The 20,054-nt window shown below is 38.8% G+C and carries 20 protein-coding genes; 7 read left to right on the top strand and 13 right to left on the bottom strand.

Annotated features, from left to right (window positions below; translation table 11 throughout):
* Positions 1-251: 251 nt before the first annotated feature.
* The 11 genes from ABD769_RS14200 to ABD769_RS14250 all read right to left on the bottom strand — a co-directional run bounded on the left by ABD769_RS14200 (position 252) and on the right by ABD769_RS14250 (position 11,348).
* Positions 252-551 (bottom strand): GIY-YIG nuclease family protein, encoded by a 300-nt coding sequence (locus ABD769_RS14200; protein ID WP_344852078.1) that lies wholly within the window; start codon positions 549-551, stop codon positions 252-254.
* 254 nt (positions 552-805) lie between these two features.
* Entirely contained in the window at positions 806-1,465 is a 660-nt protein-coding gene (locus ABD769_RS14205) for an SGNH/GDSL hydrolase family protein (protein WP_344852079.1), read from the bottom strand.
* A 17-nt stretch (positions 1,466-1,482) separates the two neighbouring features.
* A complete protein-coding gene (locus ABD769_RS14210; RefSeq protein ID WP_344852080.1) occupies positions 1,483-3,051 on the bottom strand; it encodes a serine hydrolase in 1,569 nt (522 codons plus the stop codon).
* A 131-nt stretch (positions 3,052-3,182) separates the two neighbouring features.
* Positions 3,183-4,124 (bottom strand): hypothetical protein, encoded by a 942-nt coding sequence (locus tag ABD769_RS14215; protein ID WP_344852081.1) that lies wholly within the window; start codon positions 4,122-4,124, stop codon positions 3,183-3,185.
* Positions 4,125-4,231: 107 nt separating this feature from the next.
* Complete coding sequence (locus ABD769_RS14220; RefSeq protein ID WP_344852082.1) at positions 4,232-5,416, bottom strand: M20 metallopeptidase family protein; 1,185 nt, start codon at positions 5,414-5,416, stop codon at positions 4,232-4,234.
* On the bottom strand, positions 5,403-5,846 hold the full coding sequence (locus tag ABD769_RS14225) for an SPOR domain-containing protein (RefSeq protein WP_344852083.1): 444 nt from the start codon (positions 5,844-5,846) through the stop codon (positions 5,403-5,405). Before ABD769_RS14225 ends, ABD769_RS14220 begins: the two co-directional genes overlap by 14 nt.
* A 131-nt stretch (positions 5,847-5,977) precedes the next feature.
* Positions 5,978-6,370 carry a type II toxin-antitoxin system VapC family toxin gene (locus ABD769_RS14230; protein ID WP_344852084.1) on the bottom strand — a complete coding sequence of 131 codons (393 nt, stop codon included), beginning with the start codon at positions 6,368-6,370 and terminating at the stop codon, positions 5,978-5,980.
* Complete coding sequence (locus ABD769_RS14235) at positions 6,361-6,573, bottom strand: hypothetical protein (protein WP_344852085.1); 213 nt, start codon at positions 6,571-6,573, stop codon at positions 6,361-6,363. The genes ABD769_RS14230 and ABD769_RS14235 overlap by 10 nt, the downstream gene beginning before the upstream one ends.
* Positions 6,574-6,781: 208 nt before the next feature.
* Positions 6,782-7,159: a PEGA domain-containing protein gene (locus ABD769_RS14240; RefSeq protein ID WP_344852086.1), complete on the bottom strand. Its 378-nt coding sequence runs from the start codon at positions 7,157-7,159 to the stop codon at positions 6,782-6,784.
* Between the two features lie 273 nt (positions 7,160-7,432).
* Positions 7,433-10,909 carry a preprotein translocase subunit SecA gene (locus ABD769_RS14245; protein WP_344852087.1) on the bottom strand — a complete coding sequence of 1,159 codons (3,477 nt, stop codon included), beginning with the start codon at positions 10,907-10,909 and terminating at the stop codon, positions 7,433-7,435.
* A 139-nt stretch (positions 10,910-11,048) separates the two neighbouring features.
* Positions 11,049-11,348, bottom strand: coding sequence for a hypothetical protein (locus ABD769_RS14250; RefSeq protein WP_344852088.1), 300 nt, complete (start codon positions 11,346-11,348; stop codon positions 11,049-11,051).
* 560 nt (positions 11,349-11,908) lie between these two features.
* Here ABD769_RS14250 and ABD769_RS14255 point away from each other — a divergent pair.
* The 3 genes from ABD769_RS14255 (at position 11,909) to ABD769_RS14265 (ending at position 13,913) form a co-directional block, all read left to right on the top strand.
* Complete coding sequence (locus ABD769_RS14255) at positions 11,909-12,640, top strand: dioxygenase family protein (RefSeq protein ID WP_344852089.1); 732 nt, start codon at positions 11,909-11,911, stop codon at positions 12,638-12,640.
* A gap of 70 nt (positions 12,641-12,710) precedes the next feature.
* Complete coding sequence (locus ABD769_RS14260; RefSeq protein WP_344852090.1) at positions 12,711-13,217, top strand: hypothetical protein; 507 nt, start codon at positions 12,711-12,713, stop codon at positions 13,215-13,217.
* 3 nt (positions 13,218-13,220) lie between these two features.
* Positions 13,221-13,913, top strand: coding sequence for a pirin family protein (locus ABD769_RS14265; RefSeq protein ID WP_344852091.1), 693 nt, complete (start codon positions 13,221-13,223; stop codon positions 13,911-13,913).
* 389 nt (positions 13,914-14,302) lie between these two features.
* On the opposite strand, the gene ABD769_RS14270 is transcribed toward ABD769_RS14265, so the two are convergent.
* Positions 14,303-15,256 carry a Smr/MutS family protein gene (locus ABD769_RS14270; protein WP_344852092.1) on the bottom strand — a complete coding sequence of 318 codons (954 nt, stop codon included), beginning with the start codon at positions 15,254-15,256 and terminating at the stop codon, positions 14,303-14,305.
* An 86-nt stretch (positions 15,257-15,342) separates the two neighbouring features.
* Positions 15,343-16,263 carry a ribosome small subunit-dependent GTPase A gene (gene rsgA, locus ABD769_RS14275; RefSeq protein ID WP_344852093.1) on the bottom strand — a complete coding sequence of 307 codons (921 nt, stop codon included), beginning with the start codon at positions 16,261-16,263 and terminating at the stop codon, positions 15,343-15,345.
* Positions 16,264-16,526: 263 nt separating this feature from the next.
* On the opposite strand from rsgA, the gene fumC reads away from it, so the two are divergent.
* The 4 genes from fumC to ABD769_RS14295 all read left to right on the top strand — a co-directional run bounded on the left by fumC (position 16,527) and on the right by ABD769_RS14295 (position 19,757).
* Positions 16,527-17,924 (top strand): class II fumarate hydratase, encoded by a 1,398-nt coding sequence (gene fumC / locus ABD769_RS14280; protein ID WP_344852094.1) that lies wholly within the window; start codon positions 16,527-16,529, stop codon positions 17,922-17,924.
* A gap of 151 nt (positions 17,925-18,075) precedes the next feature.
* Complete coding sequence (locus ABD769_RS14285; RefSeq protein WP_344852095.1) at positions 18,076-18,426, top strand: hypothetical protein; 351 nt, start codon at positions 18,076-18,078, stop codon at positions 18,424-18,426.
* Between the two features lie 7 nt (positions 18,427-18,433).
* A complete protein-coding gene (locus tag ABD769_RS14290; protein ID WP_344852096.1) occupies positions 18,434-18,949 on the top strand; it encodes a fumarate hydratase in 516 nt (171 codons plus the stop codon).
* Position 18,950: 1 nt separating this feature from the next.
* A complete protein-coding gene (locus tag ABD769_RS14295) occupies positions 18,951-19,757 on the top strand; it encodes a S1/P1 nuclease (protein WP_344852097.1) in 807 nt (268 codons plus the stop codon).
* Positions 19,758-20,054 lie beyond the last annotated feature (297 nt).

The following is a 20,054-nucleotide window of genomic DNA, read 5'->3' on the forward strand; positions in this document are numbered from 1 at the left end:
TGAGCGTAATTAATGCCGTTAGAAACAAAATAGCGCTAAGAATTGCTGCTGTTATTAAAAACCAGGAGAGCTATAAAAATAACTTTAATATTGCCGCTTAAAATTTGTTTTTATCATAACAATCATTGCGAGGAGGCACGACGAAGCAATCTTTTTTGCTATTTTTATTTTAATCTGTTGTTACCTGCAGGAAGATTGCTTCACTCCATCGTACATTCCTCTTCTTCAGTTCGCAATGACGTAACTGATATTTACCATTCTTTTACTATCTCCCATAAATCCTTCCATTCAGGATTCATGGACTGTATTAATTTTATCTTCTTTTTCCGGCTTCCGCCTTTAATTCTTTTTTCTTCTGCAATTGCTTCTTCTATTGAATCGTAAGAACAAAAATAAACAAGTTTAACTGCATTGTATTTAGCGGAAAAAGACTTTGGATGTTCCTTGTCTTTATGCTCTTTTACCCTAAACATGATATCTGCAGTAACACCAGTATATAAAGTGGTATGGGTAAAATTGGTAATGATGTAAACTGTTCCGCCGCGTTCCATTATTGTATTTAAATTTACCGCTAAATAGGAAAGATTGCTTCACTCCATGGCACATTCCCTTTCTTCAGTTCGCAATGACGTTGCAAAATCGTCATTGCGAGGAGGTTTTTTCAGCCGACAGCTTGTCCCGAATTTTAGGGGAAGTAACCTTTTTGCTTTTATTTATTTTGATCTATTATCGCCTTGCATGAAAGATTGCTTCACTCCACCACACATCCCTAGCCTCAGTTCGCAATGACGACAGAGAAATACGATTACTTTACCAAAGGCAACAACTGGTCGGCGACCAATTTATTGCCGGTTTCGTTCAGGTGGACTCTATCAACGGTTAAAACACCTTTTTCTTTATCCTCGGGATTATTTTTTGCTTCATAATCGGCAAAAATCTTTCTTAAATCGCATACAGGAAGGTTGTTTTTTGCAGCCAATGTTCTGATACCTTCAGCATATTTATTCAGGTCGGCATCTAATTCATTCGTACCGTCTTTTTTCTCGCCCACCACAGATGGGGTTACCAATACCACTTTGCTGCCCACACCCTGAATTTTATTGATCAAAGCCTGATAGAACTTTAAATATTTATCATAATCGGTTCCGGTGTGTGATGATTGTTTGTGCCAAACATCGTTAATTCCAACATAAATCACCACTAAATCGGGTTTCTTGTTCAAAACATCATCTTCTAAACGCAGGTAAAGATCGTACACTTTGTTCCCACCAATACCAGCACCGATTACATCGTATTTGGTAGAATCGAGCGATTTTTTAATCAGGGTTACATAGCCGTTTTTAGAAACGCCCTGCTGGGTAATCGAATCGCCGAAAAAAATAATCCGTTTTGGTTTAAATGTCATTGAAGTTAATGCAATTAAGCAAAAGCTTAGTAAAATACTTGTTTTTAATAGGGTTTTCATCGTTTATAATGGTTAGGTTATTTTTTATCGGTCTTTTTAAAATCAAGGTCCTGAAAATCGAAGCTGAAATCGGTTAATGGCGAGATGGCTTCAATTTTAAAACCATCGGCCGAAGCATTGTTATCTAAACTAAAATTTACGAAAGCATCGGCATCCAAACTTCTGTCATACCATTTTACAATAAAGGTATTGCCTTTATAATAGGTCATATCACCTTTCAGTTTTGGTGCATTTTTAGCCTGAAAATGCATTTTGCCATTTACCTCGCTGATGGTTACTTCTCCAAACCACGAATCGCGGAAAGTGCCATAGTAATTTTTAGCATCAGGTTTTGTGGTCGATAATTTTTGCTGAGCAGCAATATCATTCCAAACTTTCGCAACCATTTCATCGGCCTGTTTTTCGTTCCGCAGCCTGTTATCGTTATAGGTTTTAATTCTATCCTGACCTTTGATTCCCAGATAACCATCTTTAATCGAGTTGGTAATGGCATTAAAAGCAGCACCCGATTGCTGATTGGTTAATACGATGATACCGAGTTTTAGCTCTGGTAAAATGGTAACCTGCGTAACAATACCAGATAAGCCACCGGTATGGGTCGCCTGAAAATTACCGTTCACGTTACTCAGAAACCAGCCTAAACCATAGCTGCTGAAAGCCGCTGGATTACCACCTGCAATAAGGGTCTGCGGGGTCCAAAGTTCTCTTGCCACGGCAGGACTGAACAGTTTTTTATCCAGGGTTTCTCCATATTTGCCACCATTGATCATAGCTGTTACCCATTTGCTCATATCGGTAACATTAGAATAAATTCCACCGGCTGCATTGGCAATTTCGCCAAAGCTTAAACCAACGGGAAGTAATTTACCTTCGTAAGGTGCATGACCATCAATTACATTCGATTTATCTTTTAAGCGATACCAGGAAGCAGTAGTTTTAGTCATGCCCAATGGTTTAATGATCCTGCTCTCAATAAAATCTTCATAGGTAATGCCTGAAACTCTTGCCACCACTTCGCCGGCAACAATATACATCAGGTTGTCGTAATCATATTTGGTACGGAAAGACGAAACAGGTTTTAAATAACTTAGGTTATGAATTAACTGTTTTTTATCAACGGTTGATGAATCCGGCCAGATCATTAAGTCGCCTGCGCCCAAACCTAAACCACTGCGGTGTGTAAGCAGATCGCGGATGGTAAACTCGCTGGTTACATAGGCATCGTACATTTTAAATTCCGGAATAACATCGGTTACTTTGGTATCCCAGGTAATTTTCTTTTCATCAACGAGCATACCTAAAGAAGCCGCAGTAAAAGCCTTTGTATTGGATGCCACGCCAAAAAGGGTATTTTCATCAACCTTTTTATTGGTTTTGATGGAACTTACGCCGTAACCTTTTAAATGAATAACCTTACCATCTTTAATTACAGAAACGGCGATTCCGGGAACATTAAAAGTGGTTAATGTTTTTTCGACTACACTATCAATCTGTTTTGAAGTGAGTACCTGTGCACGCACCTGGATACCTAAAAACAGCAATATAGCAATGGTTATTTTAAATTTTAACGAAGAAAAGAGTTGCATATTTATGGGTTTAAATAATCGTTTAAAGATAATACCTGAATTCGATTAATATTTATTCAGAAGGATAAAATTTCCTTTACCAAACCAACCCTGAAATAAATTCAAGGTGAGGATAAGCATTAGTTTAAATGTTACTTGCCTTTTTCGAGTTTGTAATCTTTATGCACAATTAAAAAACTTGCCCGTTCTTCTTTTTTGAAAGGATAATCCCAGTTGCCCTGATAAGTAATTTTGGTTGGTAATTTATCTTCACCAAAATAACCCATTTCGATATTCATCTGTACATCAAAATCGAAAAGCATATTGCTGTATTTCATGTCGACATATCGACCGAGGATATTAAAATTACGTTTATCAAAAATGGTTACCAGCTCTTTAATCATGATGCCATCTTTTGTCCAGCTGCTGAGATCAGGTTTTACTGAAACTTTAAAACGGTATACGGGAATAGAATCTAAATAAGTGCCACTGGTGAAACCATAATCGTAATACTGGCGCATATTGGCCGAAAATATCTCGGTTTTACTTCCAATAAAAGGAACTTTTACAGGTCGGCCGGGATTAAAAATCAATGTTTTCAGTTTATCTTTATAACTTTCGTTTGTTCCGCCTTTTCCATCTGGTTTGGGTGCATTGGGCACGAAATCGGTATTGTAGGCATTCATAAAAATGTAATCGAACATTTCTACAGTGTACAATTGGTATTTACCGTTCTTTTTATAAATTTTCCCGGTATCCTGTTTTACCAGGTATTCCATTTTGTAGGGGCCACTATTGTTATGCCTTATTTTACGGTATATTTTGCCATCAACCTTGTTCTTTTTATCGTAACTGTAAATCCTGTTCTCGGCAATAAAAGTATAACGTTTCATATCCCTGAACGACTGATAAAAGGAAGTATCGTACATGATCTTCCTGATAAAAGTTTCCACATTCAGTTTTTCAGCTTTAATATTCACGGTAGAATCGAGCGTAATGGTTTTAATCGTATCCGGGTTGAAACGCTTGATTTCCTGAGTAAAACCCTGTTGAAAGAATGGGATTAACAGTAAATACAGAAATAATTTTTTCATGGAAGAAATAGTAAAATGGAAGATGGAAAATGGAAGATGTGAGATGGAAAATGGACGATGTAACTTGAACCTTCCATCATCCATCTTACCTTTCAACATCTTCCATTCTAATTACCTAGTTGTTTTAAAGCGATGTAGGCCATCAATCCGGTCGAGATTTTCAAGGCATCTTCATCCACATCAAATCGTGGCGTATGTACGGAATATTGTGTGTCTTTAGCGGCACTTCCGGTGCCTAAACGATAAAAGCAGGCGTCTGTTATCTGCGAGTAGAAAGAAAAATCTTCAGCTGCCATCCAGATATCTAAATCGACTACATTTTCTTTACCTAAAAAATCTTCGGCAAAGGCCCTTGCGTTTGCGGTTAACTTTTCTTCGTTAATCAAAAACGGATATCCCCTGTGAATATCAAAATCGCAGCTTCCACCCATACTTTCGGCAATGCCTTCGGCCATTTTTTTCATGCGTTTGTGCGCTTCATCTCTCCATTCTTCATCTAAAGTTCTGAATGTTCCTTCAATTTTTACTTCGTTCGGGATGATGTTGGTTGCACCGTTTGCAATTACTTTACCAAAAGATAAAACCGAGGGGATTCGTGGATCGGCGTTGCGGCTTACAATTTGCTGCAAGGCAATAATGATGTGCGAAGCGATTACAACAGGATCGATATTTTGGTGAGGCTGTGCACCATGACCACCTTTTCCGGTTACGGTAACATATAATTCATCGGTAGAAGCCATATAAATGCCTGAACGGAAACCTACTTTACCGGCATCGATCATCGGCATCACATGCTGACCAACAATGTGGTGTGGTTTTGGATTTTCGAGCACACCTTCTTTGATCATGATGCTTGCTCCACCCGGTAACAATTCTTCAGCCGGCTGGAAAATCAGTTTAATGGTTCCGCCGAAATCATCTTTCATTTGATTTAGGATATAAGCAGTTCCTAAAAGGGAAGAAGTATGCACATCATGTCCGCAGGCATGCATTACCCCATGATTTTTAGAACGGTAAGGTTTATCATTTGCTTCGTGGATAGGTAAAGCATCCATATCGGCACGCAAGGCGATTACTTTATCAGATGGTAAATTTCCTTTAATTAAGCCCACTACGCCTGTATTGGCACAATCGGTATATTCGATGCCCCATTTTTTTAATTTATCCTTGATGAATAAAGAGGTTTCGAATTCTTTAAAAGATAATTCCGGGTTGGCGTGGATATGTTGACGATAGCCTACTACATCGTTAAAAATGTTGGCGGCCAGTTCCTGTATTTTATTTTTGATCATTGGTTGTTGTGGTATCTAAACTTGGTGCATTAATTTTTTCCCTGAAAATAAACAATGTTGGGAAAGATGGTCTGAGTTCGTTAATAAGGCGCTGCGCCTCTAAACGGCTTCTAAAATCGCCCACCCGAACGTAGTAATTTGGTTCTTTATAAGTGAGGTAGGTATTTAACTGCGGGTATAGTCCTTTAAAACGGGCCTGCTGGTTAAAAACTTCGCGCCGGTCTGATCCGTAAAAAATCTGCACCCGGTAACCATATGCAGAAATAATGGGTTTACCGGGTTTTACCTCACCTGAAGTTTTATAAACTTCGAGCCGTTTGGCAATTAAACTATCGATTAAAGGATCTTTTATAACGGTTACTTCACCTTTTTGTGCAAAAGCAGTTATGGCAAGAAACAAACAGAATATAAAAGTAATTGTGGTTTTCATCAGCAAAATAATTGGCATTTGGAGAGCAGATCAACCTGCTCACTTCTTCTTAACAACAAGAATGCCGAAATCGTTGCAAAAATCGGCATTCTTTATGGGTTAAGCAAATAGTTATTATTTGGGAGAAAATCTTAAAGGGAATAAGGATTAGAAACCTTTATTTGCGGTATCTTTTCAAAGTCTTTAGCATTTCTTGTAATGAGCGTAAGTTCATTCACAATAGCTGTTGCAGCAATTATTGCATCTGGTAATTTTAGGCTGTAAGATTTGCGAACCTCTACAGTTTGATTCTTAATTTCCTGGTTTAATTCATACACATAAGAATCTTTAATAAAGCTTCTTAATATGAGTAAATCGTTTTCAGCGGCAGTTTTCCAGCAAAGAAGTTCAATTTCAGTGATCGCAGAAATGGCAGGCTGATTGGTTGATACAATATTATCAATAAACTTTTCAGCTGTTGGTGTAAATTGCCTTTGAAGGAAATAGATTACAGTGTTCGTATCCCAAAGATAATTTATTCCCACTCGTTCCGTATATTATTTAATTGTTCGTCAACTTCAGAAATTGGCTGTTTTTGCATCGCCCCTTTGTATTTTGAGATTAGATCATTACCAAATACATCTTGCACATCAGAATCTCTTCTCAAACGAATAACTTTAAGTAATTCTAAATCTTTTAAAAGATCTAATGCTTTATCGTTTAAAATATCAAGTGTTACAGTTCTCATACTCAAAAATACTAAAAATATAACTTGATATCAACAATATACGTTTTGTTGCTTCACCTTACTTTTATCAAAACAAAATAATATACTTCATTAGATTTCTCCGCTACGGTCGAAATGACGACTTTGCTTTATTAGATCTTTTTGATCAAAAAAAAGCCAGATTCCTTTCGAAACCTGGCTTTTGAATCATTTCCACTAAGAAAATTAATTAATTCGCTTTCTTTGGTTCTAATGTAAATTCGTACACTTTCGGGTCGTATTTCATCATTGCGCCTGTAGCAGCATCAACTGCAAATCCAAGAACAAATAATACATTTACCACAGATACAGCATTAAAAGTGGTTTGGGGCTGGAATGTTTTGGTTTCGTAACCATCAAGTTTTAAGCTGATGGTTTGCCCGGTAAATCCTTTTCTCAAGGGCACAGCCATAGGTGTAACACCAGCCTTAACCCCATCTACTTCGATAGTAGCGGCCGGAGGATTGGAATTGATTTGAACGTTTTGTTTTGTACCGGTAAAAATAGTGGCGCAGCTCGAAAGCAGCAATGTCGCTGAAACAGCAGCAACATTAAAAATTCTTTTCATTTGTGTGTGTGTGTTTGTGTGTGTTCTTACTCTTATGGCTTTTCAGTTACGCCCCGTTTTTATGGTTTCCAGACTCCATTTTATTTATCACCAGGAAACTGCCTGCCAGTTTCAAATTGACCCAACCGGATATTAAACAGTGTATCTTTTAACCCTTACGGTATGTAAAATCTACGTCATTAAATATAGGGGTTAATTTGAGAATTAAAAATTTAGTTACAAAAAAAGCCCCGACAAAAAATGTCGGGGCTTGGTATGCTATGATGGGCTAATTTATAAATTAGCGCCGTGGCAGTTTTTGTATTTTTTGCCGCTACCACAAGGGCAAGGCTCATTTCTGCCAATGGTTGCTTCTTTACGGATTGGCTGTTGTGGAACGGCTTCGCGTGTATCACCAAACTCGATACCCGGCTCTTCCCTGCCAAATTCCTGTTTAGTGGTTTGCAACTTTGGCTGTTTAACCGGAGCTGGTGCTTCTCTAACCTGATCGGGTTCTTGCTGAACCGGAATACCGCCTTTATATAAGAAACTTACTACTTCTTTATTTACCGCATTAAGCATGTTTTTAAATAAGTTGAAAGCTTCCATTTTATAAATCACCAGGGGATCTTTTTGCTCGTAAACGGCGTTTTGTACCGATTGTTTCAAATCGTCCATTTCGCGTAAATGCTCTTTCCAGCTATCATCAATTAAGGCCAGAACAATGGTTTTCTCGAATGAACGAACCACCTCTTTTCCTTTATTATCAATGGCTTTCTTTAAATCAACAGCTACCTGGATGCCACGGATACCATCGGTAAACGGCACTACAATCTGCTCGATATGAGATCCACGCTCTTCGTACACCTGAGTTAAAACCGGCAGCGACTGCTGAATAATGGCTTCCGATTTACGGGTGTAAAATGCTTCAGCTTCTTCAAATAACTTTTCAGTTAACTGAGGGATGCTGGTTGAGGTAAATTCTTTTTCGGTGATGGCCGTATCTAAAGAGAAGTTTTTAATCACCTCCAATTTGAAACCATCATAATTACCTTCCTGTTTATATTCGCTAACAATATCTTCGGCAACATCGAAAACCATGTTGTTCATATCCACATCCAAGCGTTCGCCAAATAGCGCGTTTTTACGTTTAGCGTAAATTACAGTACGTTGTGAGTTCATCACATCATCGTACTCCAATAAACGTTTACGGATACCAAAGTTATTTTCTTCTACTTTTTTCTGTGCACGTTCGATTGATTTAGTAATCATAGAGTGCTGAATCACTTCACCATCTTCGATACCCATACGCACCATGATACCAGAAATACGCTCTGAACCAAATAAACGCATTAAGTTATCTTCTAATGAAACAAAGAACTGAGATGAACCCGGATCGCCCTGACGACCAGCACGACCACGCAACTGCCTGTCTACACGACGAGACTCGTGACGCTCGGTACCTACAATGGCTAAACCACCTGCTTCTTTAACACCTGCACCCAATTTAATATCGGTACCACGACCGGCCATGTTGGTTGCAATGGTTACAGTACCTGCCTGACCAGCTTCGGCAACAATATCTGCCTCTTTCTGGTGCATTTTAGCGTTCAATACGTTGTGTTTGATGCCACGCAGTTTAAGCATACGGCTTAATAACTCGGAAATCTCTACAGAAGTGGTACCCACCAATACCGGACGACCGGCTTTTGGCTCCAGTTGTCCTGTTTGAGGATTAACTGCAGGAATTAAACCACCTTTAGCATCCAATTTAGGTACGGCCCTGCCTATCTGATCGTATTTAATAACCGGCTTACCATCTTTTTGCTTCACGTTACCTTCTTTATCCAATTCATATTCTGTTTCGTAATGAGAATATGGGAAAACAAGGTATTGTATCTCTTCGGCAACGGCATTATATTTTTCTCTAACGGTACGATAAACATAATCCTGCTCGTCATTTCTGGAGATATTTCTGTTGGTTGGAATTTCGACCACATCTAATTTATAGATTGACCAAAACTCGCCGGCTTCTGTGGTTGCAGTACCCGTCATACCGCAAAGTTTGTGGTACATACGGAAGTAATTTTGCAGGGTTACGGTTGCATAAGTTTGTGTGGCATCCTCAACCTTTACATTTTCTTTTGCCTCAATGGCCTGGTGTAAACCGTCAGAGTAACGGCGGCCATCCATAATACGGCCGGTTTGCTCATCAACAATTTTGATTTTTCCTTCGTCGATGATGTATTCTACATCAATTTCGAACAAGGTGTAAGCTTTTAACAACTGGTTTACGGAGTGGATACGCTCTGCCTTAACAGAATAATCGCGCATTAAAGCATCTTTTTGGATTACTTTTTCTTCTAAAGGAAGATCAGATTTTTCTAATTCGGCAACTTCAGTACCAACATCAGGCAATACGAAGAAATGTGGATCTTCTCCTGACTGGGTAATCAGTTCGATACCTTTTTCGGTTAACTCAACCTGGTTGTTTTTCTCATCAATATAGAAATACAGTTCAGAATCTACCTTAGGCATATTCTTAGACTGATCTGCCATGTAGTGGTTTTCTGTTTTCAATAACAAACCTCGAACACCACTTTCGCTCAAAAACTTAATTAACGCTTTATTTTTTGGTAAACCACGGTAAGCACGTAATAAGGCTAAACCACCTTCACCCTCTTCGGTACCACTGTTACCTGCATTGATTAGTTTTTTAGCTTCGTTTAAAGCTTGTGTAACATAAGCTTTCTGTGCATTAACCAAACGTTCGATACGTGGTTTTAACTCATAAAATTCGTGTTCATCTCCACGTGGAATCGGACCAGAAATAATTAAAGGGGTACGGGCATCATCAATCAAAACTGAATCGACCTCATCCACCATGGCAAAGTGCAGTTTGCGCTGTACCAACTGATCTGGTGTTTGCGACATATTGTCACGCAGGTAATCGAACCCGAACTCATTATTGGTTCCGTAGGTAATATCTGCAGCATAAGCTTTTCTTCTTTCTTCAGAGTTTGGCTCATGTTTATCGATACAATCAACCGTTAAACCGTGGAATTCGAATAACGGACCATTCCACTCACTATCCCTGCGTGCAAGGTAATCATTCACCGTAACGATGTGTACACCTTGTCCGGCCAGTGCATTTAAATAAGCTGGCAAGGTACTCACCAGTGTTTTACCCTCACCGGTAGCCATTTCGGCAATTTTACCGCTGTGCAATACAATACCACCAATTAACTGTACATCGTAGTGTACCATGTTCCAGGCTACTTCCGTTCCGGCAGCATCCCATTTATTGGCCCACTGTGCTTTATCGCCAATTATTTTTACGTTATTTCTACGCGCTGCATATTCCCTGTCGAACTCGGTTGCAGTAACCTCTAAATAGTCGTTTTCGCTTAAACGGCGTGAAGTTTCTTTTACAACGGCAAAAGCTTCCGGAAGGATTTCCAAAAGTACTTTTTCCAATTCTGCATCGCGGTCTTTACCTAATGCATCAACCTGATCGTAAATAGCCGTTTTTTCGTGAAGATCTAAACTATCACTTTCTGCATCAGCTTTTAAAGCTGCAATTTTCCCATCAATCTCGCTTAGGAAAGCAGAAATTTTCTCTTTAAATTCTATTGTTTTACCACGTAACTCATCATTGCTTAACGCAGACAGTTTACTGTAGTGTTCGTTAATTTTAACAACCAATGGCTGAATAGCCTTTATATCTCTTTCTGATTTACTTCCGAAAACCTTCGCTAAAAATCCTAACATTATAATATTTTAAATCGTATTTATTATTAAAAAAATGGAGTGTTACAACAACTAAGCCATTGTCTTTATTAAGTCAGTTTGGCAGCTGTTAGTATAAATGGGGGCAATCTTATAAAGATTTATTTCTGAAAAAAGATAACTAGGGACTGTTATTCTTCGGTTTTTTCCTGATTGTTAAATCAGAAATTACCTGATTTATACTCACGTATTTTGCAACTTTTAATTGAGCCTGAGTCCCAATTAAAGCAAGCCTGGTGTATGATAACAGATAAGGATTACGGTCTTCATTAAGTTGAACCGAAGCTTTACCAGTAGCATTAATACTGATATTGTGCTCGTTACAATATTCGTTTAATATCCTTAGCCCTTCAACACGCTCGGCTTTTGCCAGATGTGTTAAGCTAAAAAATACAAGCGATATGGTAACAAAGTGTTTCATTAATAGCGGCAAAGCTAGTTTTAATCTTTTATAAAAAGAAATTACAGCTTAGCAAAAAGTGTACCCCGATTTTTTCAGTCACTTATTCATTCTAAATTATATTATTGCCATCGTGTTTTATATTGTTGCATCTGCATTTTATATTATCGCTTGTTCATTCTATATTATTGCATGTGCTTTTTATTTTATTGCATACGCATTTTATATTATCACTTGTTCATTCTATATTATTGCATGTGCTTTTTATTTTATTGCATACGCATTTTATATTATCACTTGTTCATTCTATTTTATTGCATGTGCTTTTTATTTTATTGCGTACGCATTTTATATTATCACTTGTTCATTCTATTTTATTGCATGTGCTTTTTATTTTATTGCATTCTTGTTTTATGTTTTTGCACCTGTAATATACATGCTGCTTAACGGATTCTCCGCTATAGTTGAAATGACGACTTTTCGAGGCCTTTAACGTTTCAACCCAAGCGTTTGTCGACACATTTGTTACAATCAATTCTATTTCATGCAATTTTAATCCAACGAAACAAAACGCATTGACTATGGAAAGAAAAAATTTCATCAGAAGCTTAATGATCGGGGCCATCTCAACCCCGGTAATTATTGAGGCCTGCAAAAAAAGCAGCATCACCGATGGATCAAACACATCGGGTTCGGGTACGGCCGGAACAACAGCCAGCACCAATGGTACCTGTACGGTAGCCCCAACTGAAACCGAAGGCCCTTTTCCTACAAAAGTACCTGCATCATATGTGCGAAGCGATATTACCGATGGACGAACAGGCTATAAATTGACTGTCAAAATCACCATCGGTAACCTGAACAACAGTTGTGCGGGTTTAGCCGGAGCAATAGTAGATATCTGGCATTGCGATGCAGATGGCAATTATTCTGAATACGGAGGCAGCGGGATGCAGAGCACCAATTATCAATCGGTACATTTTTTACGCGGACGCCAAACCACTGATGCGAACGGACTGGTTACTTTTACTTCCATTTTTCCGGGCTGGTACAGCGGCCGGGCAACACATATCCACGTGCATGTTTATAATGCTGCCGGCACATCGCTAATGGTAACACAGATTGCTTTCCCGGAAGGTGCCGGAACATCTCTGGCTCTGGTAAATGGCTACAGCAAGGGCATGACGGGTTATACTTACAATAATGCCGACAATGTTTTTAGTGATGATAAAACGGGGGTAGAAATTGCAACGGTTACGGGATCACTGGCAGCCGGGTTCGATCTTACCTTTAAAGTAAATGTTAAAGCATAGTATATCCTTATAATTGTTTTATTTTTATGAAGGCGCTAGGATTTCTTAGCGTCTTTTTTAATTTTATGCCATGTCGAAAAAAGTGATTACACTGTGTTACCGAAAAATAATTGATTTTACCAATACCAGTCCATGGGATAAGTTTGTACATGAAGATAGTTTTGCAGAGTTTAAAATGCAGGCCCAGTTTTATAATCAGGAAAAACAGTGTACTACTTTTGCCGAGATGCTGTTAAATGTTCCTGATGCTGAAAAACTACATTTCCTGGTTAGTGCATCCATTACGGGGTATTTACGGCAGTTAAACGGGATTATACCTGATGTACTGGATAACCTTGGCCGGCGCTTTTTAACTTTTGAAAATTTTAAGTTCGAAATCATTAACTCGGACATTAACGAACCCGAAAAACACAAAGTGGCGATCAATTTCTTCTCAAAACCATTGGTTTGGCACGATACAATTGACAATCTGCTATTGGTATCGCAGTTTAAAGCAACAAAAGAAGAGGAAGTTCTCACCAATCTTTTTCAAGTGCAGCCGTTTGTAAGTATCCACGCCATAAAAAACATTAATTAAAAGATGGAACTCAACCCGGGAAAAATATTTTTGGCCGATCAGCGCGGATTAACAGAAACGTCGGTACTAAGAAGATACAGCACCTTTAATTTCGAGAAGTATTACAATGAGCATAAAGAACCTTTTGGCCATTTATTTTTATGTAATGATGAATCGGTTGCAGGTGGAAAAATTACCTTTTTTCTATGTAAAGAAGATTCGCTTCAGATATTTATGCCCGTTACCGGCGGCATTGATATTGTTGCCAACGGAAAAGAATTTGCTCTCGAAACCGGACAAATACAGGTTTTGAATATGGGCAAAGGCGAGGTATTGGAAATCAGCAATCCTTATCAGCATGATGTGATCAACTACTTGCAGTTCGGGATTAAAACCGATATGTTTTTGATGCGTGCAAGTGAAATGCTTTTCGGTTTCGATTTCGAAAAGAACCAAAATCAGTTAATTGAAATTATTGCCAGCCCTAAATTACCATTTAAATTAAGCGCAGGTATTTTTGCCGGCAGAGAAGAAGTGATTTATAAAATGCATCACCCAAACCATCAGTTTTATACTTTTATTATTGATGGTGCTTTCGAAGTTGAAGGCCGCCTGATGCATGCAAGAGACGGTTTGGCGCTTTGGAACATTGAACAGGTAGAGCTTGAAGCACTGAGCAATAACGCCATTGTAGTGGTTTTGGAGTTTGGGTTTTAGGTTTGGCAAAAAAAGTGGTTCGTGGGGACATGAAGCATGGCGGGAGACTTATATGCGATTGCTTCATTTTTTTTGGAAAGCAGGTTCCGGTTCTTTTCGGTTAAGGTAGCCCTGCCATCCGCTTTACCTCACTGCGTTCGCTGCCCGCTCCTGTCAGGTTTAGAAAACAATATACTGTGCAAGAACGGGTTTGAGCTTATATTCACTCCTATACCTTAAATGGTTCAAAACTGAAAAAATTTTACATTAGATTTCTCGACTGCGTTGCACTCCGCTCGAAATGACTACAACCGGAGGGATTTTTAAGCCAAAAAGAGAAATCGATCGAAATGAAAACTCCTCCATCATCCATCTCACCTATTCCCTTTTACATCCTCCAACCTCTTACATCATTTAAAAACCACTTCAGTAGCGCCATAGCCAAATTTTTCTTTCCGCGCATCCATGTAAGTTTTTACATGCGGGTTTTTACTGATCAGCTTATGGATTTTGTCCCTTAAAGTGCCATTGCCTGAACCATGGATAAAAACAATTTTATCGAAATGATGCACCACAGCAGCATCCATCGCAGTTTGAAAATGATTAATCTGGATCTGCAACATTTCATCCGCTTCTAAAAAGTGATGATCATCTCTCAGTTTTTCGATGTGTAGGTCTATTTCTTTTTGGGGCGCTGCAACTGTTCTTTTTTCTTCGGTTGATTTGAAGAAACTTTCTTTTAATTTCTGTGGATCGATGGTTACCGGAACCAGGTCATCTAAACGGATCAGCCAGCCTTTATTTTTTAATTGTGGTAATTCTTTCTGTTCGGTACTAAAATCTTTTGCCCTGAATTTCTTACGGATAACTAAAGGATCAATCGGTTTAACATCGGCTTTGCTAAACACCAAAACCTGAAAGTTAAATTCTGGCCAAAGGTCTAAATCGGCTAATGAAGCAGAATAAACTAAAGTAGATGCATAAGCTTCGATTATGCCATGATAGGCACCGGCATATTTTTCTTTACGTCCGGTTGTAAGGCTTACCAATAAAATATTGGGCGAGTGGTTTTGCAAATGAAAATGCACCACATTACCAGCCTTATCATCGGTAGCAACGGCAACGTAAATACCGTTTTCTATTTTACTAATGCTTGGAATATTCACCTGAATGGGTTTTGGCGCATCCAGTTCTTCGGCAACCACACCATGGCCGTGTACCGATGTTAAATTACTCACCGCAACAGGAATTTCAAAACCGTCCTCATCGGTAACGCCTAAAGTTTGCGTATCGATAATTTTAGTTACATAACCCTCACGTTTTTCATCAACAAAACGCACAAAATCTCCCAGTTTAAACTTCATAGCCCCTAATCCCCTAAAGGGGAATCTCCATATTATTTAATTATTAATTTATTCAATTTTTCAGCTCCCCTTCAGGGGCTGGGGGCTTAATGACGCGTATCGTTTCCATGATAAATGCTCAGATAGCTTTCATACCTCGAAACGGCAATTTCACCTTCATTTACAGCTTCAATAACCGCGCAGCCCGGTTCGTTAACGTGCCTGCAATTGTTAAAACGGCAATTGTGCGAGGTTTTAAAAATTTCCCTAAAAAAATGCCCCAGTTCTTCCTTTTCGATGTCGATCACACCTAATTCCCTGATCCCCGGAGAATCTACAATGAATCCGCCCTGTGGCAGTTCGAACATTTCGGCAAAAGTGGTGGTATGTTGTCCTTTATCGCTCCAGTCTGACACTTCTCCTGTTCTTAAATCGCGATCGGGCATTAAAGCATTAATCAAACTCGATTTCCCTACACCCGAATGTCCGGAGATTAAGGTAATTTTATCCGTAATCAATTCCTGGATAATTGGAATGTTAATTGCCTTTAAAGCCGAAACTTCGTAACAGGCATAGCCGATATTTTCGTAGATATCTTTAAATTCCTGTAAAATTTCCAAACCCTCTTTACTAAACAGATCGAGTTTGTTAAATACCAATACAGCAGGAACATCGTAAGCTTCGGCGGTAACCAAAAAACGGTCGATGAAACCCAAAGAAGTACGCGGCGAGGCCAGGGTAACCACCAGCATGGCCATATCTAAATTGGCGGCCAGTATCTGTGCCTGTTTGCTCAGGTTGATGGATTTGCGGATGATGTAGTTTTTACGCGGCAGCATTTCGTTAATTAAACCCTGGTTGCTATCCTTTTCCAGATCAAATTTCACCCTGTCGCCAACCGCAATCGGGTTGGTGGTCTTAAGTCCTTTAATCCTGAATTTTCCTACAATCCGGCAATCGTAGCGTTCGCCGTTATCGGCCAAAACACTGTACCAGCTTCCTGTAGATTTAATAACTAATCCCTGCATATTTGCGGTAAAGGTATGAATATGATTTCATTGGTAGAAACGGCTCTGGTGGCAATATCATTAATTTAGGCCATTAAACAGATAAATATAATTAACCACAGATAAAAAGGATGCACAAGATATAAATCCGTGTTTATCTGTGTGCATCTGTGGTTAAAAACGCTGAACTTAAAGATATTTTATTATCTACCAAATATCTTACATAAATACAACGCTTTAAAAGGCAAAAAACCTAAATTTGCGACAACAAAAATCAAAATATAATGAGTTTCAGAATAGAACACGATACCATGGGCGAGGTGCAGGTACCAGCCGACAAATACTGGGGTGCACAAACCGAACGCTCACGCAATAACTTTAAAATCGGTCCGGAAGGCTCGATGCCAAAAGAAATTATCCATGCTTTTGGATACCTGAAAAAAGCAGCTGCTCTTGCGAATACTGAACTTGGCGTATTATCTGCAGAAAAAGCCGAATTAATCGCTAAAGCATGTGATGAAATTGTTGCTGGTCAGTTAGACGATCAGTTTCCATTGGTTATCTGGCAAACCGGTTCAGGTACACAAAGTAACATGAATGGTAACGAGGTTATCGCAAACCGTGCCCATGTAATTAATGGTGGTGCGCTGGCTGATGATAAAAAAGTGCTTCACCCTAACGATGATGTGAATAAATCGCAGTCATCAAACGATACTTTCCCAACTGCAATGCACATTGCAGCTTATAAGCTTACGGTAGAAACGACCATTCCGGGTTTAGAGAAACTAAGAAATACCTTAGCTAAAAAAGTGGAAGAATTCAGTTCGATTGTAAAAACCGGACGTACACACTTTATGGATGCTACGCCCCTTACTTTAGGACAGGAATTTTCGGGTTATGTACAACAGATTGACAACAGCATCAGAGCCATTAAAAATGCCCTGGTAATGGTTGCTGAACTGGCTTTAGGTGGTACTGCAGTAGGTACAGGCTTAAATACACCAAAAGGATATGATGTTTTGGTGGCAAAGAAAATTGCTGATTTAACCGGATTACCTTTTGTTACTGCTCCAAATAAATTTGAGGCTTTGGCTGCACACGATGCCATGGTAGAACTTTCTGGCGCATTAAAACGTACAGCTGTTGCTTTAATGAAAGTAGCGAATGACGTGAGGATGTTAAGTTCTGGTCCGCGTTGTGGCATTGGCGAAATCGTGATTCCTGATAACGAACCAGGATCTTCTATCATGCCGGGTAAGGTAAACCCAACACAACCAGAGGCTTTAACCATGGTTTGTGCACAGGTAATCGGTAACGATGTGGCGGTTTCAGTTGGGGGCATGAGTGGTCATTTCGAGCTTAATGTATTTAAACCGGTAATTGCGGCCAATGTATTACAATCGGCACGTTTAATTGGCGATGCCTGCGTTTCTTTCACAGATAAATGCGCAGAAGGAATTACAGCCAATTTGCCTGAAATTGAGAAACACCTGCAAAATTCATTAATGTTGGTTACGGCTTTAAATCCACATGTGGGTTACGAAAACGCAGCTAAAATTGCAAAGAAAGCACATAAAGAAAATAAAACTTTAAAAGCAGCGGCTGTAGAGTTGGGATTATTAACCAACGAGCAGTTTGATGAGTGGGTACGCCCGGAAGATATGGTTGGCAGCTTGAAATAAGCTACATAAATAAAGTTTTGTCATCCTGAGCTTGTCGAAGTACCTTAATTAAATTAATAGTAAAACGTTTCGACAGGCTCAACGTGACAAATCCACAGCGAAAGAATGGAATAGTACCAAAATCAAAACGGTTAATTAAAATACAGGTAATATGAATTCAATACTTTCTACCCTCCTAAGCTTGGTTTCTATCATTTCGCCATGCATTGTATTTGGAACCTGTTGCTTTTTGTTAGCAAAAAAGCAAGCGGTTGAAGCTATTTTAATGACCATTGGCTCGGGGATTGGCTTATTGGTTACTTTATTCTACAGTGTTTTAATGCCTTTATTGATCTCAGGTCAGCATTTGGCTTATACAGAAGTTTCACGATATTACAGTGTGATAGGTATCATCAGCTTTATAGCCAGTATGTGTTTTGCCTCAGGTTTTTTCATCCTGGTTTACAATACCGTTAAAAAGAATAAGATCATCCACGATCAGTTCCCTAAAAGCAACGATTAACAATATAATGAACAAACTGCATCCTGGCTTAAGGGTTTTCTACATCATCCTTTTTACATTATCCATTTTACATATCGCTTGTAGTCCGAGACCAAACATCCAGGGCAAAGGCGAAGATTTTTTGCAGGGCGTATGGAACGAAGATTCGGTTGCTTTTAGCAATAAATTAAGCAATTATACGCAGCATCACTTTAAATTTACCTGCGATTCGGTTTACATCGGTATGGTTACCCATAGCAAGGTGAACCTGTACGATGATTCATGCTACAATAATGGTATCTGGAAAGAATATGCCAAAGGGGTTTACGTAGTAAAGGGAGATACTTTATTTGTTGGTGCTACTTTTACACACGCCAATTACAAACAAAAAATATCAGGTTGTTACCGTATTGGCCGGTATGAGAAGAATTTCCTGATCAAAAAACATTCGGCAGATACCTTATCTTTAGAAAGCTTAAGCGATCAGCGTGAAATTAAATTAATCCTCAAACAAAAAATCACCTGCGTACAAAAAGAATTATAAAATGATTTTAACATCAATTAAAAAGAAATTAACCACTGTCCTTGCGGTTGGTTTATTCGCGTATCTCCCTATTCAGGCCAATGCCTGGGGTACCATTGGTCATCGTGTAGTTGGCGAAATTGCTGATAGTTATTTAAAAGCGAAAACGCGCAAAGCCATTCAGGATATTTTAGGTTACGAAACTTTGGCCATGAGCGCCAACTGGGGCGATTTTATTAAATCAGACTCTACCTACAATTACATGTACAACTGGCATTTTGTTAACCTTCCGGCAGGATTAAATAAAGATGGCGTGTATAATTTTTTGGAAACAGAAAAATCGCCAAGTCTTTATACCAAAATCCCCGATTTAATTGCCGTTTTAAAGAAAACAAGCAGCACCCCAGCCGAAAAAAAACTGGCTTTGCGCATGTTGGTGCACCTGGCGGGCGATTTATGCCAACCAATGCACGTGGCACGTAAAGAAGATTTAGGGGGTAACCGCGTTTCAGTATTATGGTTTAACGAAAAATCGAATATCCACAGGGTTTGGGATGAGCAACTGATCGATTACCAACAGTTAAGCTATACCGAATATGCAAAAGCCATTAACCATGCTTCGGCCGTACAACTTTATAACTGGCAGAACACAAGCCTGAAAGATTGCATTTACGAATCGTACACCATTTGCAACAAAATTTACGATACCACCAAACCAGATGCTAAATTAAGCTACCGCTACAATTTTGACTGGGTTGAAACCCTTAACGACCAGTTATTAAAAGGTGGCGTGCGTTTAGCTAAAATGCTGAATGACATTTACGGATAAACATTTCTCAATTAAAATATTAATACCTCAACGCAAAGCTTGGGGTATTTTTTTTGTGGTGGCGTGGCAATATCTATCCTTTGCAGAAGGGTTTTTAATACTAAAACCAATAAATTATAATTCCAGAGTAAGTTAATTTCTTACCATGACTGTAAAAATCACCATTTAACCAGTTTTATCATGAAATTATCTTTGTTTTTAATTTTTTATTACTAATTTGATTAATGATTTATCCTGAGCTCAGTAAATCATAACCAAAAATTAACGCCCAATCTCCCTGTTGAGCAATTATTGTTT

The sequence above is a fragment of the Pedobacter jeongneungensis genome (assembly GCF_039538295.1).
GTDB classification, from domain to species: domain Bacteria; phylum Bacteroidota; class Bacteroidia; order Sphingobacteriales; family Sphingobacteriaceae; genus Pedobacter; species Pedobacter jeongneungensis.